Consider the following 15467-nt stretch of genomic DNA (forward strand, 5'->3'; position numbering starts at 1 on the left):
AATCATCTATGCTCAGGTGGTGGAATTGGTAGACACGTACGCTTGAGGGGCGTATGCCGCAAGGCGTGGAGGTTCGAGTCCTCTTCTGAGCACCACTTTCTGAAAGGCCGCGATCAGCGGCCTTTTTTCATGCCTGTCCAGATGAGAGCGGGAACCGAACAGGAGGCTCGACGAAAGACGCGAAGCGACTGGAGATGGACAATGCGCTTAAGTCCTTTCATGCCCCTGCCTATTATCGCTACAACAGGTCTTCTATCCTGATAGGAAGCTTCCTTATTCGTTTTCCAGTCGCATGGTAGACTGCGTTGCCAATGGCTGGAGCGACGCCCGTAAGACCAATCTCGCCAATACCTCTAGCTCCCATTTTGCCCAAATGCGGATCGGGCTCGTCCAACAAGTTCAAATCTACTTCGGGAGTATCCGTCATCACGGGAATGAGATAGTCGGCCAAGTTGTCCGAAACCGGCCGTCCCGTCCTCTTGTCGTAAACGGACTCTTCCAGCAACGCCATCCCTACCCCCATCATGATCGCTCCGTAGACTTGGTTGCTGGCCGTCTTCAAATTGATGATACGCCCCGAATCGATCACGCTTGTGACCCGGCTCACGCGAAGACGGCCGACCCCTGGATCCCAGCGAACTTCAACGCAGTGCGCCCCGAAGCTGCGAAACGAATACTCATCCTGCTCGTCCCCCGGGGCCGCTTTTCCTTCCCCGCGGACGTAGGCTAACCTCCCTCGTTTCAAAACTTCTCCGATACCGAAGGCTTTTTCGCTAGAGCCCACTAGGGCTACGTTTCCTTTGCAGACCTGCAGTTCAGCCCTTTCGCGACCTGCAAAAGGCCCGTCTTCAGAGGTGGCGAGTTCGAATAGCGCTTCGAGTCCCTTTTCCGTCGCGTCCGCGATTGCTGGAACCACTGAAGCCGTAACCATCGACCCTCCCGAAATCGGACCGGTCGCATAACTGGAGTTCCCGATACGCACATCGATTCGCTCTACGGGCAATCCCGTTAGTTCACTTACGACTTGGGCGAAGACCGTGTACGTGCCGGTGCCGATATCTTGGGTCGCGCAAGAAACTCGAGCCGTTCCATCGCTATGAAACTCTACATTCACGCTGGCTTCACTTCGCATCGCCGCCCAAGAGGTGGACGCGATTCCCCAGCCAATAACTTCGTCGCCTTCCCGCATCGACCCTACATGAGGATCGCGTTCAGCCCAACCGAAGCGCGCCGCCGCTTCGCGTAGACAACGTTCGTGCAAGTTCGCAGACCACGGCAGATCCTTAGCGCCGTCGCGCTCAGCTATGTTGCGAACGCGCAGCTCCAACGGATCTACGCCCATTTCCACCGCTAATTCATCGATCGCGCTCTCCAAGGCCCACAAGCCCGGTGTTTCGCCGGGACCTCGCATTGGAGTCGGAGTGCCGGTCCGCATCTTGATGAGCCCCTGAGAAGTGGCGACGTTGGGGCATTCGTAGAGCGAGCCGCTAACATCCGACGCTGATTCGTCGTATTCGTCCACGTAAGACGTTTGGTTCACCGAATCGTGTCGCAGCGAAAGAAAATGCCCTTCCTCGTCCGCAGCCAGACGGATGCGCTGCATGGTGCTGGGACGGTGGCCCGCAGTGGTAAATTGTCCTCGTCGATCGAGAGAAAACTGTACCGGCCGACCCACTACACGAGCAGCCTCCGCAGCGAGAATCGAAGTCGGCCAAATAAAGAGCTTGCCGCCAAAGCCACCTCCCACGAAACGCGAGCGGACCTCTACGTCGCTCTCAGGTATGCCGAAGGTTTTTGCAAGTGCCTTCCGTTGCCCCACCACCCACTGCGTACTGTCTTCCACAACAAGTCGCCCTTCTTCCCACCAGGCTGTAGCGCCATGCATTTCCATGGCACAGTGGACGCCGACCGAGGTGAAATATGTTTCGTCAACGCGGTGCTTCGCTGCTGAAAAAGCGCCTTCAGGCTCGCCCCTGCTTTTAGAATCAGTTTCTTTAGGGGAGCCGCCTTTCAGGCTTGCCACGAAATCGAGCGAAACGTCCGAATCTTCCCGATACTTAAGTTTGAGCAATTGCGCCCCACGGCGGGCTTGCTCGAAGGTCTCTGCCACGACCAAGGCAACGAGCTGGCCGGCGTAATAAATCTGGTTGTCTTCGAATGGCGGTCGCCGCTCCCCTACGGTGAGATCATCCGGACAGCGAAAGAATTTCGGAGCGTCAAGCGCGTGCAAAACAGCGAGAACGCCCGGCAAGGCTTCGGTTTCGGTAGCGTCAACCGCGAGCAACTCTCCCGCAGCCGTCTCGCTGCGTATGCCGTACGCGTAGGCTTTATCAGCCACTTGAATATCCGCGGCGTACTGGGCGCCTCCGGTTACTTTCTGTCGGCCATCAATACGGTTCAGGGACTTTCCAATAACGTTTGTATCCATTTTTCGTCTACCGGTTAGATAACTTCACTTTGCCGGGCGAGTCGTCCCTCCACCTCGGAAAGGGCTCGAGCGAGCAGGTTTCGAGCAAGCGGTACCTTAAATGCGTTGCACTCGAAAACCTCGGCCTCAGCCAGCGCCACTTCAGCTGCCTTTTCGTAAACACTGAGACTCGCGACCTGACCCTCAAGGTTCTTTTCGGCTTCGTAGCATCTCCATGGTTTTGTCGCCACTCCCCCTAAGGCAATCTTGGGTTCGACGATGCACCCTTCCTCGATGCCAAACGAGACCGCAGCAGAGGCGAGGGCAAACTCGTAGCTAGCCCTGTCTCGACTTTTCAGATACGTGCTCGCTGTCCCCGCTCTTTTAGGCGGCAACGTAACCGCCGTAATCAACTCGCCCTGCTCCAGGGCATGCTCCAAATGCGGGGTATCACCCGGCAGTAAATGGAAATCGGCAAAGGGAATGCTTCGCGAACCATTTGGTCCTTCGACGCGAATCGTCGCCTCGAACGCAGCCAATGCCACGCACATGTCCGAGGGATGAGTTGCGATGCACGAATCGCTACCGCCCAAAACCGCGTGCGAACGATTGTACCCTGCAAGCGCCGCGCAGTCACTACCGGGCTCTCGCTTATTGCAGGGAGAGTAGTTGTCGCGGAAATACGGGCACCGAGTCCGTTGCATGAGATTACCGGCAGTCGTAGCCCTATTTCGCAATTGCGGTGATGCTCCGGAGAGCAGGGCTTCTGAGAGAGCTTTATAGTCTCTTTGCACGTCCGAATGCCAAGCGAGGTCGCTGTTTCGGACATTCGCTCCAATTATAAGACCGCCCTCTTCATCTCGCAAGATCGTATCCATCGGCAACCTACCAACATCGATCAGCATTTCCGGCTTCTCGACGTCGAGTTTCACGAGATCGATAACGGTAGTGCCGCCAGCTAAAAAGCTGCAAGTCTGGCAACCTTCTGCTTTCGCGATGGCTTCCCTTACACCGGCGGCTCTCTGATACTGGAAAGGCCTCATGAGAAATCCTCCTCCGTCGACGCCTCCCTCTGCTGGTGCGAGCTCTTGGCTTCTTCCACGGCGGTATGTATGTTCCGGTACGCTCCGCAGCGGCACAAATTTCCGCTCATGGATTCCCTCAAGCTAGCGGAGTCATTCGACCAAGGCTCACCAAGCATTCCTACCGTCGAAATAATTTGGCCGCTCGTACAATAGCCGCATTGGAAAGCGTCGTGTATTAGAAACGCTTGCTGTACGAGGTGAAGATCACCGTTCTCGGAGGCGAGCCCTTCAATCGTCGTCACTTCGTCACCATCCGCCATGACCGACAAAAGCAAGCAAGCATTGACGCGACGTCCGTTGAGCAAAACGGTGCAGGCCCCGCACTGCCCGTGATCGCAACTCTTTTTTACACCCGTAAAACCAAGTCGCTCACGCAGGGTGTCGAGTAATATTTCCCGAGCTTCGACCTCTAGTTTGTGAGGTTGACCGTTGACTTCGATTTCGATTGCGTGACTCGTCGAAGTCGCCTGCTCCCGCTTACGATCGAGAGATGATATTTCTCCTATATTCAAACTGCTCATAAATTCTGGCGTTGGGGTTTCTCGACCATGTTGTTAGGGAACGCTCCCCTCGAAAATCGCGACACTGCGTCACTCTGCAAATTTCGGGCCAGTACCCCTCGTTAGCTACAACAAGGAAACCTACTAGCGTGTTCGTTTTACGGATACCCTTTCGGGGGCAGGTCTTGGCCGTCATTTCGTACTATAATTCACCTTAGGCCAGGCTGAATCGGCGTCCTTCCCTCCGCACCGTAACAAGGCACTCTGCAACGTGATCGAGTGCGGCTTGCACCTGCCGCGCCACGCAAAGTCGTTACTAGCCGAAGCTCGACTGATTTGGCCTCAACTATGCATACATGCAGGTGCCAGATCCGAAAACGTTCAACCTGCACCCTTTCAACATTCCTCCGCTCCGCACCTTCAAACAATTAAGAAACCAAGGAAATGACCAAAGACCACGGACCCAACATTAAGGACGACGAACAATACGAAGCGTTGCGCGAAAAAGGAATGAGCAAGGAAAAGGCGGCTCGCATCGCGAACTCCGACCGAAGCAAGACCGGCAAGCGCGGCGGTAAGTCCCCGAAATACGAGGACTGGACGAAAGACGAACTTTACGACAAAGCGGCCGAGGTGGATATCGAGGGACGCTCGTCCATGACGAAGGACGAACTCATCGACGCACTCCGCAAACACTAAGCAGCCGTGGCACGCGCAATTTGGAAAGGCAGCATCTCTTTCGGTTTGGTGAACATTCCTGTCTCGCTCTTCTCCGCCGAGCAGCGCTCCGACATCCAATTCCGGATGATCGACAGCCGCAATAACTCCCGCGTGCGCTATGAACGAATCAACGAATCGTCCGGGGAGGAAGTACCATGGAACGCGGTCGTCAAAGGATACGAATACGAAGACGACAAGTACGTCCTGCTATCCGACGACGAAATGGAAAAGGTCAGCCCCGAGGCCACCAAGACCATCGATATCGAGGACTTCATCGATCTGGAATCAATCGACTCCCTCTACTTCGACAAGCCTTACTACCTCGAGCCCGGCAAGCATGGCGAGAAGAGCTATTTGCTCCTAGCAAAGGCCTTGCGTTCTTCTGGAAAAGCCGGCGTGGCCAGAGTCGTCATCCGAACCCGTCAACACCTTTGCGCCATTCTTTCGCGAGACGGTCACCTCGTCATCGAGTTGCTTCGTTTCCCACAGGAATTACGTGATCTGCAGGACTTCGCCGCACCGGACGCGAACTTGAAACGCAACAAGCTCAGCAAACGCGAGATAGGCATGGCGACCCAACTCATCGATTCCATGACCATCGAGTGGGATCCAGAGCGCTATCGCGACGACTATCGCGAAAAGTTGCTGGATTGGATTAACGAAAAAGTTTCCGAGGGTAAACTGAACCCTGCTCCCGACGCGCTTAGCGAAGAAGAGGACGACGACAGCCCAAGCAAGGTTGTAGACCTAATGGACTACCTTAAACGCAGCGTGGAATCACGGCAGAAAGAGAGCTCGCCCAAAAAAAAGCGAACGGCCAAGAAGAAGAAGACGACCAAGAAAGCCGCCCGTAAAACGACAAAAAAGGCCAGCAAGAAAACGACTCGAAAGAAGGCAAGCTGACCTAGTTTCCGTATTTTATTTTAACTACAGCAGATTCGCATGAGCCTTGCCGAATATACTAAAAAGCGAGATTTCAAGAGAACCGCAGAACCTCAAGGCTCACCGGGACGCCTCGAAATCCAGCCCAAGGGCATCGCCCGCTATGTCATTCAAAAGCACGCTGCGCGTCGGCTCCATTACGACTTCCGACTCGAACACAAGGGCACCCTTCTCAGTTGGGCCGTTCCCAAGGGACCGAGCATCGATCCCGCCGATAAGCGGCTTGCCGTCCGCGTAGAAGATCACCCGCTCGAATATGCAGACTTCGAAGGAACGATTCCCGCTGGCCAGTACGGTGGCGGCTCCGTGCTCGTTTGGGACACCGGCACTTGGTCGCCCCTAGTCGATATTGAGCAGGGACTAAAAAAGGGTAAGCTCAGCTTCCAACTCGCCGGAGAAAAACTGCATGGCGAATGGCACCTCACGCGCATGCGCGGCGATGAAGAAAAGGAAAATTGGCTCCTCATAAAAGCGAAGGACAGTTTCGCCGAAGATGACGGCGATCGCCTGCTCAATGAAGCACCTCGCAGCGTCCTAACAGGGCGCAGCCTCGACGAGGTTGCTCAAAACAACGGATCCGGCGTAAGCTTCAACCGTAAGGAGATTTCCAAAGCCGAAAGCCGCAAGACGCCGCCCAGCGAGGTCGAGCCCCAACTGGCCACCCTAGTCGACGCACCCCCTGTTGGCGAAGAGTGGATACACGAAATCAAATACGATGGCTACCGCATCCTCGCCTACGCTCGCCAAGATAGAGTGATGCTCAAATCGCGCTCGGGCAAAGATTGGACCAGCAAGTTTCAGAGTATCGCAGACGCCCTGAAGAAACGTTCCCTTACTTCAAGCATCCTCGATGGAGAACTGATAGCTGTCGGAGAAGACGGCGTATCCAATTTCCAAGCGCTTCAAAATGCTGCTAAGGACAAGCGAATCCCTGGCTTTCAGTTACGCTACATGGCGTTCGACCTCATTTACCACGACGGTATCGACCTGCGGCAAACACCGCTCGAGGAACGAAAGCGTGCCCTTCGCGCACTTTTATCGGAGTACGATCCACAAGGACCAATCCAGTTCAGCGACCACGTGCAAGGCAACGGCCAAGCCGTGTTGGAGAATGCCTGCGAGCTGGGTTTGGAAGGAATCGTGAGTAAAAAGATATCCAGCGCCTACCTGTCGCGACGGACCAAAAATTGGTTGAAGTCCAAGTGCCAGCGTCGCCAGGAGTTCATTGTCTGCGGCTACAGCGAACCCACGGGCAGCAGAGTCGGCTTCGGTGCCCTGCACCTAGCCTATTACCAGAGCGACGGGAAAACGCTGAGCTACGCGGGTAAGGTCGGAACGGGGTTCGACGAAAAGACTCTGCGCTCTCTTCACAAGCAATTGGAAAAAATAGCCCTCGATGGCTGCCCATTCGAGAGCGAACCTGCAGACGCTCGAAGTACGACTTGGACGCGCCCTCAGCTCGTCGTGGAAATTCGCTTTGCGGAACGTACACAGGGCGGATTGCTACGGCATGCCGTCTATCTCGGCAGCCGGGAGGACAAAGAGCCTCGGGAAGTCCGTTGGGAAAGTCCCGATAGCGTATCGACAGTAGAGAAGAAAAAACCGAAGACGCGAGCAAAGCCGCCCCGCAAAAGATCGGCGGCAAAAACGAAGGGCGATTCCACCGCGATTGTCGCAAACGTGAAGATCACTCATCCAGACCGCATTCTGTATCCATCGATTGGAGGCACTAAGCACAGAATCGCTCGCTACTATGAAACCGTTGCCTCGTGGATGTTGCCTTACGTCGAACGGCGTCCCCTTTCCTTGCTGCGCCATCCGCGCGGCTGGAAAGAAAAAGGCTTCTTCCATAAACACATAGACAGTTCATTCCCTTCCGAGATCCGGCGAATCGAAATAGAGGAAACCCGGGGAACCTCCGAATACGGATACATAGTAAACGTGGAAGGACTGGTCGGGCTTCTACAAATGGGTACTTTGGAGATCCATCCTTGGAACAGTCGCATCGACAACCTAGAGAAGCCAGACACTATAGTCTTCGACCTCGATCCAGCAGACGGGTTGCCGAGTGAGACAGTGGTAGGCGCGGCTCTGCTTCTTCGCGACATACTGCGCGACCGTGCGGGATTGCAAAGCTTTCTGAAGACCACCGGAGGCAAGGGGCTCCATGTCGTAGTGCCGATCCGCCGCGGCCCTAGCTGGTCCGAAGCAAAAGAGTTCAGCCGCTCCGTTTCCAAGGTACTTTGCGAACAGAACCCAGACGCCTTTACGCTTAACCCGAGTCGGTCTAAGCGAACCGGCAAGATCTACATTGACTACCTGCGCAACGGTCGCGGCGCCACCGCGATCGCTCCCTACTCCACTCGAGCCCGCGAAGGGGCTCCTGTCTCGATGCCGCTCGACTGGAAAGAAGCAACCGCTAGCCTGAGGTCGAATGCCTACACGATCGAAAATGCGGCCCAGAGACTTTCCCACCTGAAGCAGGATCCTTGGCAGGCGTATCGAAAAGCGAAGCAGCCACTCACCCAAGCAGTCAAGGAAGCCTTCTCACCCGCCGGCTAAGACGGCTCTCAGCTAGACTTTTTTACCGTTAAAATCGTCCGCTTCGTCTCACTTCACTTAAGATCACCTTACTCTTAGGGAGTGCCGGGAGCCGCTTGCGATCAACCGATAGGTCCTGCGAAGGAAGGGTGTAATCTAGCCTGAGGGTCAAAAATCTCGCTGCTACCTGTATCAGCTCTATCGCTACGCCTTCTCCTGGACAGCGATGATTGCGCAGCGGATCTCCCCCTCCCTGCGGGATAAAGTGAAAGGGACACATCGATGCCCCAGGAAATCGCTCCGGAAGGAACGCGTCGGGCCGGTCCCAGTCTTTTGGGTCGTGATTGGTGCCATACAAGTCAAGTACGACTAAACGCCCCTCGGGAAACGTGTACCCTTTCCATTCAAAGGTCTCCGAGACGCGAGCGGCCACCACGGGAAAAAAGGGATAGTAGCGCCGCACTTCTTGAGCGAAGGCCCGATCATAGCCTTCCCGTCTTTCAATCAATTTGTCGCGCGTTACTGGATACTTGTTCAAAGCTACGGCGGCAAACGCAATGTATACTGAGACTGCAACCGTCGGTCGCAATACATTCAGGAGCTCTACACTCGCCACGTGAAGGTCGAGTTGCTTTCCGTTCTCGTCTCGGTGCTGAGCTATTGCCAATAGGGCCGATCCGGCTGGAGCCTCCAACGCTTCATTTCTTACCTTCTGTAAGAGTTCGCCTGCCCAACGCTCGGTCCGACGGCGTGCTCTGCGTGACTTCCAGTGTCTCGGTCCGACCGATCCAGCGTCCGCGAAGAGTGATGTCAGGTCCTCTATTAGCTTAGGCTCTTCCTCTTCGCTCAGTGGTACGCCGGCCCATTCGCAGACCGCACGCGTGAGAAGACAACGCATCTCGTCATAGAGACAGAGACGGCCGCGTGACTCCCAGTCGTCGAGCATCAATTCCCAATGTCGTTCGAATATCTCACTGAGGTGCCGTACCCGATCTGGCTCCACCAGCTCCAGAAACATCGATTTCCGACGCAAGTGAGCGTCTCCGTCCAGCCCCTGGACGCCACCCTCGCCGAACAGCGTCTTTTGGATTCGGCTGGGAGCAGCGTTCGCACGGCTAAAGCGCGAGGTGTCGTAGAACACTTCTGCTGCTTCCGTACCGGACATACAGATTGTCTTCTCGAATTGAATACGCGTTTCGAAAAGGTCGGTCTGCTTGCTCCGACAAACCCGTGGTATAAAACCGTATGGATCCATCAAAAACGGGAGGGTACTTTCGGGCAAGCCACCGTGAGGGATCTCGCGTCTAACGGGTGGCGGACTTTCCTGTATCATAATCGATTTCTAGATGCGGCACTCAGCCGTGCATAGTTCGTGCCAGCACTTGGGGATTCTTCAAAGTTTGACTCATCGAGCCTGAAACGGTCATATTCAGAATACAACTACAGCACCGTGAACCCAGTTCAGCGACTCATCCGAACGCTCACATAGGCAAAAGGCAATCTCAGCATTTTCCTTTTGCACACTCGTTTCTCTCCTGGTTAAGGTGATACGCAAAGCTGTCTTCGGGAATTTACTAACCGCTAGATATAGGTCCCTCTTGGTTCGTTGAATTATTCCAGACGAGACGCAGGTGGCGCAACCTTTGCAAAGTCGGTAGCTCACTCTTAACCGGCCAGCAAAATTGGCTGGCCCACGTAAACTGAAATATAAGACACTATGGAAAACGACCTACACAAGCTGTTCTTGGATCAACTCCAAGATATGTACGACGCAGAACACCGCATCGTTGAAGCGCTGCCCAAAAAGATCGAAGCCGCTCAAGACGAAGAGCTGAAGAAAGGACTACAGCACCACCTCGAGGAAACCAAGACGCACGTGACTCGACTCGAGGACGTGTTCGCTTCCATCGATGAGTCACCCAAGCGCAATACCTGCGAGGCCACGAAAGGACTCATCAAAGAGGCAGAAGAGCTCTTGTCAGACTTCAAGGGAAGCGCAGCAGGAGATGCTGCGATCATCTGCGCTGCGCAGAAGATCGAACACTATGAAATCGCAACCTATGGTTCGCTCTGCGCTTGGGCTGACCAAATGGGCCACGAGAAGGCTAAGAGCCTCCTAGGCGAAACTCTCGACGAAGAGAAGATGGCCGACGAGACGCTTACCAGCGCCGCAAAAAAGTCTGCGAACAAAGAAGCGAAGGTCACCGTTTCTTAGCGTTTGCTTCTAGACCTCCGCGAGTCCCTAGCCCCATGGTTAGGGACTCTCTTTTTATGCACCGAACCAAACCAATGATCCGCACCTGTAGCGCAATCTATGTAAAATACCCCGATGTCCCCAAAGTCCGTTCTTACTATTAACTGCGGCAGCGAAACGCTCCGGTTCGCCGCTATCGACACCCGTACGGGAAAACGCTGGCTGGATGGTGAAGCCGACAAGCTTGGCTCCCCCAAAAGCATCTTTGAATGGCAAATAGATGGAGGACCTCGCCATAACGAAAAGCTGCCGCGCCACATTGGAATCTGCCGGTGCTTGATGTTGATAGAGCTGGTCCTCAAAGAGTCCCGCCAATGTAAGTCTCTGCAAGCGATCGTTTACCGAGTGGTCCACGGAGGTTCGCATTACCGAGACCCGGTCATCGTTGATGATAAAGTACTCGAAGATCTCGAAGAACTTGTCCCGCTCGCTCCCCAGCATAACCCCGTAGCGCTTCGCGTCATCCGCTTTGGGCGTTCTCTCTTCCCTAATCTCCAGCACATCGCCTGCTTCGACACAGGCTTCCATAAAACCCTGCCCCCGAGAGCCTACACGTACGGCGTGCCATACGATTGGTATACGGAGCACGGGATAAGGCGCTATGGCTTTCACGGATTCAGCCATCGCCACGCGGCCGAGGAAACAGCGCGAATCTTAGGCAAAAGCGTTTCAGAAATCGCTTTGATTAGCGTCCACCTCGGCAATGGCTGCAGCGTGAACGCAACCCAACGGGGTCGTAGCATCGATAATTCGATGGGATTCACCCCAATGGAAGGCGTGGTCATGGGCTCGCGAAGTGGCGACGTCGATCCGGGTTTGGTAAGCTATCTCGCCAAGCAAATGAACATGGGCATTGAGGAGATTCATGACTCCCTCTCCAAGCGCAGCGGCTTGCTGGGACTGTCGGGCGTCTCTAATGACGTGAGAGAACTGCGCCTACCCGAACACACTGGCAAGCCACGGGTCGAGTTAGCAATAGACGTGTTCACCTATCGACTCGCCAAAGAAATCGCAGGCGCCCGCGCTGCCCTAGACTCTCTCGATGCAATTGCATTCACAGGTGGCATTGGAGCTAACGACTTCGATGTACGAAAGCGTATCGTTGCTCGCCTTGAGTTCCTAGGAACGAAGTTGGACAAACAAAAGAACGAAGATAACGGGACGGAAACCGGAGGCATAATTAACCATGCTGACAGTTCAGTACCGCTTCTTGCCGTACCGGTAAACGAAGAAGCGGTAATGGCTAAGACTTGCTCTCACCTGATCCGGAAGCACGTAGGAAAGTCGCGAGTCTGGCAGCCGCCAGAGCCGGCCAAAACCGAAACGGGAGTTTGATCACCGCCGGCAAAACTCGCCCGCCTTCCGATTCTCCTTCCGCCTTACGAATGACGTCTATCACCTTACGAATGACGTCTATCAGTTAGCATGGGCAAAACAGTTCGCTTCACTAACCATTTTAGCGATGCCAAAGATCGACCGCAACAGCGGGCGACCTTCAACACTCCCTAGCTCGACTCCCTCCTGCGTAAACGGCAGCGTCGTCAAAGCGATGCTGACAGAGTGGATTAGGACAAAGGTAATCACTACCTTAGCGTCGCCAAGCGAACGCAGTCCAACTGCAATTAGGACACCCATTACCTCCCCTGCTCCGCAACCGGGTTAGCAGTACGCTATAAAACGCCGGACACTGCCGAAGGCATAGGCATTCATGCGGGATCCGATTTTGCCGGGAAATAGAAGTAAATAGCGTGCCCCAAGGGTCACTGCGTATAACGCAGTGAGTACTCAGGGTACGCGCATGAGAAAGTTGCACCGATTGCCCACGAGCTCGATTCGACTAACTCGATCGAAAATCAAACAGGCCGTACCATAGGCTCTCGGTCCCATACTCTATAAGCTTTGGCCTGCTCTACAAAGTCATCCCACCCAGCTTCGTCCAGTGGGATCACGCCCCCTTCGGCATTAGGTTTTACCCCCCCTTTCTCCAAGAGATCTACGGCGGATTCGGTGAATCCTATCACTTTCAAATGGCCGAAAGCATTGCGTACCCAATCGACCGCATCGGCTTGGTCGATCAAGGCCTTCCCTTCCTCCTCATCTCCTCCAGGCGCAATAATTACACAATCGAAAAGCATGGAAGGACCACCGGCGAGAAAGTGATCGGGCTCCAGATTTGTCCCATCGCTGGTCCTGCAGCGACCCACTTTAGGAGCCACTATCTCGACCGTAGCGCCTTCGGCTTTCGCTATTTTCATCGCTTTTTCGAGAAGTGCATTTGGAGCTCCCTCACTGGTCAGGATCCCAATCTTCTTCCCTTCAAGGGTATGAGGGGCCTTCCCGTACTGTGAAAGAGATTGGGATGGTTCGTATTCAATTATCGGAACAGCTGGCTCAATATCCAGGGCCTCGCCATCCATCCCAAGAGCCGCCGCGACCTTCTCTCCTAGTTTCGCGTCCACAAGCTTCAGGTGCCCCAGCATACGCTTCCGAATTTGGGGTGTCTCGCACTTGCCCAACTCGAAGGTGAAGCCGCCCACGATATGGTTGCGCTCAGGTTCGGTCATCGAGTTCCAAAATAGTCTCGCCTGCGAGTAGTAGTCGGCAAAGGTCTCAGACCGGACTCGTCCTTTCGTTCCATTTTCCTTCTTAGGATACGATGAAAATCCCGTTTCGGGACACTCGCGCGGCGATCCATCATCTAAGCTGTTCGGCTGATTGGCGACCCGTCCTTTGGGGACTTGCGTTTGCATCTGCGCATCGCGTTGAAAGAAACGCATCGGGCACTTGGGGGCGTTGACCGGGAGCTGGTTGAAATTCGGACTTCCGAGCCTGGAGATTTGTGTATCCAGATAACTGAACAATCGCCCTTGCAATAGCGGATCGTCCGAAAAATCGATCCCCGGGACCACATGCGACGGGCAGAAAGCCACCTGTTCCGTCTCTGCGAAGAAGTTATCGACGTTTCGATTTAGCACCATCTTTCCGAGCGGTCGGAGAGGCACCTTCTCCTCTGGAACGATTTTCGTCGGATCTAAAATATCGAAATCGAAACTATCTGCTTCCTCTTCAGTAAATACTTGCACGCAGAACTCCCATTCGGGGAAGTCGCCACTCTCGATCGCTTGCCATAAATCGCGTCGATGGAAATCCGGATCTGCTCCGCCAATCTTAACAGCCTCATCCCAAATCAACGAAAAGGTTCCCAGCTTAGGTCTCCAGTGAAACTTTACGAAACGCGATTCTCCTGCCTCATTAATCATGCGGAAAGTGTGCACGCCAAAGCCCTCCATCATTCGAAAGGAACGCGGTATAGCGCGATCGGACATCACCCACATCAGCATGTGCATGCTTTCCGGGGACAATGAAACGAAGTCCCAAAACGTATCGTGCGCCGACTGTGCTTGCGGGAAACCGCGGTCGGGCTCGGGCTTGACAGAATGTATCAAATCAGGGAATTTGATGGCGTCCTGGATGAAAAAGACCGGAATGTTGTTTCCCACCAAATCATAGTTTCCCTCTTTGGTATAGAACTTCACCGAGAACCCTCGTACATCTCTGGCTGTATCCAAAGATCCCTCACTTCCCGCTACCGTGGAAAATCGAACGAACACTTCCGTCTTTTCGTCTGGATCCTGTAGAAAACCGGCTTTCGTAATATCGCTGTGGCAACCGTACGATTGAAAATACCCGTGTGCTCCATACCCCCTGGCATGAACTACCCGTTCGGGAATTCTCTCATGGTCGAAATGGGTAATCTTCTCCCTTAGAATAAAATCCTCGAGCAAAGTTGGGCCACGGCTTCCGGCCTTCAGCGAATTTTGATCGTCGGATACCGGCAAGCCTTGTCCGGTGGTCAAACGGTCTTCCTTGGAAGACGCGTGCTGGTGGAGTTCTCCGCCGTTTGCGGTTTTCCCCGTAAACGGGCACCGGGAGGGGGTCTTGCTGTCGGACATTTATGTACTCGTTCTCGCGTGGTTGCAGACTGGATACGCCTAAATCTTGTAAGCGTCTCTTGGGTCAGACCCACCTTGCATACGTCGTGCCAAATCGAACGACTCCAACACCTTCGACTCCGCAGCGGAATTCGACAGCGGAAATTAAATCACCAATCGCATCTTTCTCTGCCCCCTCAGTGCCAAGGCACTGCTTGTTGCAACGGCTGGACTGCAAAGTGCCACCATCCTTCAGTGCTCTTGAGCTGCGCCATGGGAGTCGGACTCTGTCTCACGCTTCCTGTCGCGCCAGCTCGCGAACGACGCGGCTGCTAAGGTGACGATAAACGCCAACATCCCTAAACCAAATGTGACAGCGACACCGGTTAGCCCGCCTAGCACCGCTCCTAAAGCTGCAATGACAACGAAGATGGGTATCGCTATTTTGTGAGATCTCTTTGGTTTAGCTTTTTCCATAGCTCGAAGTCGATGCCTAAAACATGCCAATCCTAAAGGGGGCAGCGTGCTCGAACGCGGACGCGCTCGACCGGCGACGCTCCTTTGCTTCCATTCACAGAGCACCCTTATCGCTTCTAGCCTAGGGGGCTTTCTTCACCAATGAGGCGAGTTCTCCTTCAGCCTTACCCAAAGAAACACGCACCAGCGCCGCTAGCAGACTGACAAGTTCGGACGGATTTCTGGACAGCGAGCCAAGCTGGTCCGGAGCGGTGGGCAAGCCCAGTAGTTCCGCCCCGTGGCACGAACGGCGGTCGACGTAAGGGTAAAACTCCGTCCAAACTGACTGAGTCTCACGCAAGAAAATATCCACTCCGGAGGGACCCATCCCTTTAAATTCCTGTAGTCGCTCAGCAGCCGCTTCTCGTAGGTTGCGCAAGTCACCCTTGTACTTCGAAAGGAGATGCTTTGCATTGTATTCAAGTATTCGCGACGTACTTTCGTCGTAAAGAGCGTACCCGTTTTCATTAAGGATTTTGGGTCTTCCGGAAAATCTGTGGGTGAAAAATGATTATAGCCGGTTCCATAGTCCTACGCTGCGCGCAAGCCCAATGTCGGCATAAACTCGCT

At 54.4% G+C, this 15467-nt stretch carries 12 protein-coding genes and 1 tRNA gene; 6 read left to right on the plus strand and 7 right to left on the minus strand.

Translation table 11 applies throughout. The annotated features are described in order from the left end of the window. Positions 1-10: 10 nt before the first annotated feature. A tRNA-Leu gene (locus QEH53_RS22845) sits at positions 11-95 on the plus strand. A 143-nt stretch (positions 96-238) separates the two neighbouring features. On the opposite strand, the gene QEH53_RS22850 is transcribed toward QEH53_RS22845, so the two are convergent. From QEH53_RS22850 to QEH53_RS22860, 3 genes are read right to left on the minus strand one after another with little or no spacing between them, the layout of a single operon-like run. Continuing rightward, positions 239-2428 carry a xanthine dehydrogenase family protein molybdopterin-binding subunit gene (locus QEH53_RS22850; protein ID WP_309025556.1) on the minus strand — a complete coding sequence of 730 codons (2190 nt, stop codon included), beginning with the start codon at positions 2426-2428 and terminating at the stop codon, positions 239-241. Positions 2429-2442: 14 nt separating this feature from the next. Further along, complete coding sequence (locus QEH53_RS22855; protein ID WP_309025557.1) at positions 2443-3450, minus strand: xanthine dehydrogenase family protein subunit M; 1008 nt, start codon at positions 3448-3450, stop codon at positions 2443-2445. After that, the gene (locus tag QEH53_RS22860; RefSeq protein ID WP_309025558.1) at positions 3447-4013 is read right to left on the minus strand and encodes a 2Fe-2S iron-sulfur cluster-binding protein; all 567 of its coding nucleotides are present in this window, start codon (positions 4011-4013) and stop codon (positions 3447-3449) included. Before QEH53_RS22860 ends, QEH53_RS22855 begins: the two co-directional genes overlap by 4 nt. 423 nt (positions 4014-4436) lie before the next feature. On the opposite strand from QEH53_RS22860, the gene QEH53_RS22865 reads away from it, so the two are divergent. The 3 genes from QEH53_RS22865 to ligD are packed head-to-tail and all read left to right on the plus strand — an operon-like array spanning position 4437 to position 8216. Continuing rightward, a complete protein-coding gene (locus tag QEH53_RS22865) occupies positions 4437-4691 on the plus strand; it encodes a Rho termination factor N-terminal domain-containing protein (protein ID WP_309025559.1) in 255 nt (84 codons plus the stop codon). A gap of 6 nt (positions 4692-4697) precedes the next feature. Then, positions 4698-5615: a Ku protein gene (locus tag QEH53_RS22870; protein WP_309025560.1), complete on the plus strand. Its 918-nt coding sequence runs from the start codon at positions 4698-4700 to the stop codon at positions 5613-5615. A gap of 39 nt (positions 5616-5654) precedes the next feature. Beyond that, positions 5655-8216, plus strand: a complete 2562-nt coding sequence (gene ligD / locus QEH53_RS22875) for a DNA ligase D (RefSeq protein ID WP_309025561.1) — start codon at positions 5655-5657, stop codon at positions 8214-8216. 28 nt (positions 8217-8244) lie between these two features. Here the strand turns inward: ligD and QEH53_RS22880 are convergent, their stop codons facing one another. Then, entirely contained in the window at positions 8245-9528 is a 1284-nt protein-coding gene (locus tag QEH53_RS22880) for a cytochrome P450 (protein ID WP_309025562.1), read from the minus strand. A 384-nt stretch (positions 9529-9912) separates the two neighbouring features. On the opposite strand from QEH53_RS22880, the gene QEH53_RS22885 reads away from it, so the two are divergent. Then, the gene (locus tag QEH53_RS22885) at positions 9913-10410 is read left to right on the plus strand and encodes a ferritin-like domain-containing protein (protein WP_309025563.1); all 498 of its coding nucleotides are present in this window, start codon (positions 9913-9915) and stop codon (positions 10408-10410) included. A 114-nt stretch (positions 10411-10524) separates the two neighbouring features. After that, entirely contained in the window at positions 10525-11784 is a 1260-nt protein-coding gene (locus QEH53_RS22890) for an acetate/propionate family kinase (RefSeq protein WP_309025564.1), read from the plus strand. A gap of 518 nt (positions 11785-12302) precedes the next feature. On the opposite strand, the gene QEH53_RS22895 is transcribed toward QEH53_RS22890, so the two are convergent. The 3 genes from QEH53_RS22895 to QEH53_RS22905 all read right to left on the minus strand — a co-directional run bounded on the left by QEH53_RS22895 (position 12303) and on the right by QEH53_RS22905 (position 15225). Next, complete coding sequence (locus QEH53_RS22895) at positions 12303-14402, minus strand: catalase (RefSeq protein WP_309025565.1); 2100 nt, start codon at positions 14400-14402, stop codon at positions 12303-12305. A gap of 231 nt (positions 14403-14633) precedes the next feature. Beyond that, on the minus strand, positions 14634-14858 hold the full coding sequence (locus QEH53_RS22900; protein ID WP_309025566.1) for a hypothetical protein: 225 nt from the start codon (positions 14856-14858) through the stop codon (positions 14634-14636). A 121-nt stretch (positions 14859-14979) separates the two neighbouring features. Beyond that, positions 14980-15225 (minus strand): hypothetical protein, encoded by a 246-nt coding sequence (locus tag QEH53_RS22905; protein WP_309025567.1) that lies wholly within the window; start codon positions 15223-15225, stop codon positions 14980-14982. Positions 15226-15467 lie beyond the last annotated feature (242 nt).

The sequence above is a fragment of the Pelagicoccus sp. SDUM812002 genome (assembly GCF_031127835.1).
In the GTDB taxonomy this organism is placed as follows: Bacteria; Verrucomicrobiota; Verrucomicrobiia; order Opitutales; family Opitutaceae; genus Pelagicoccus.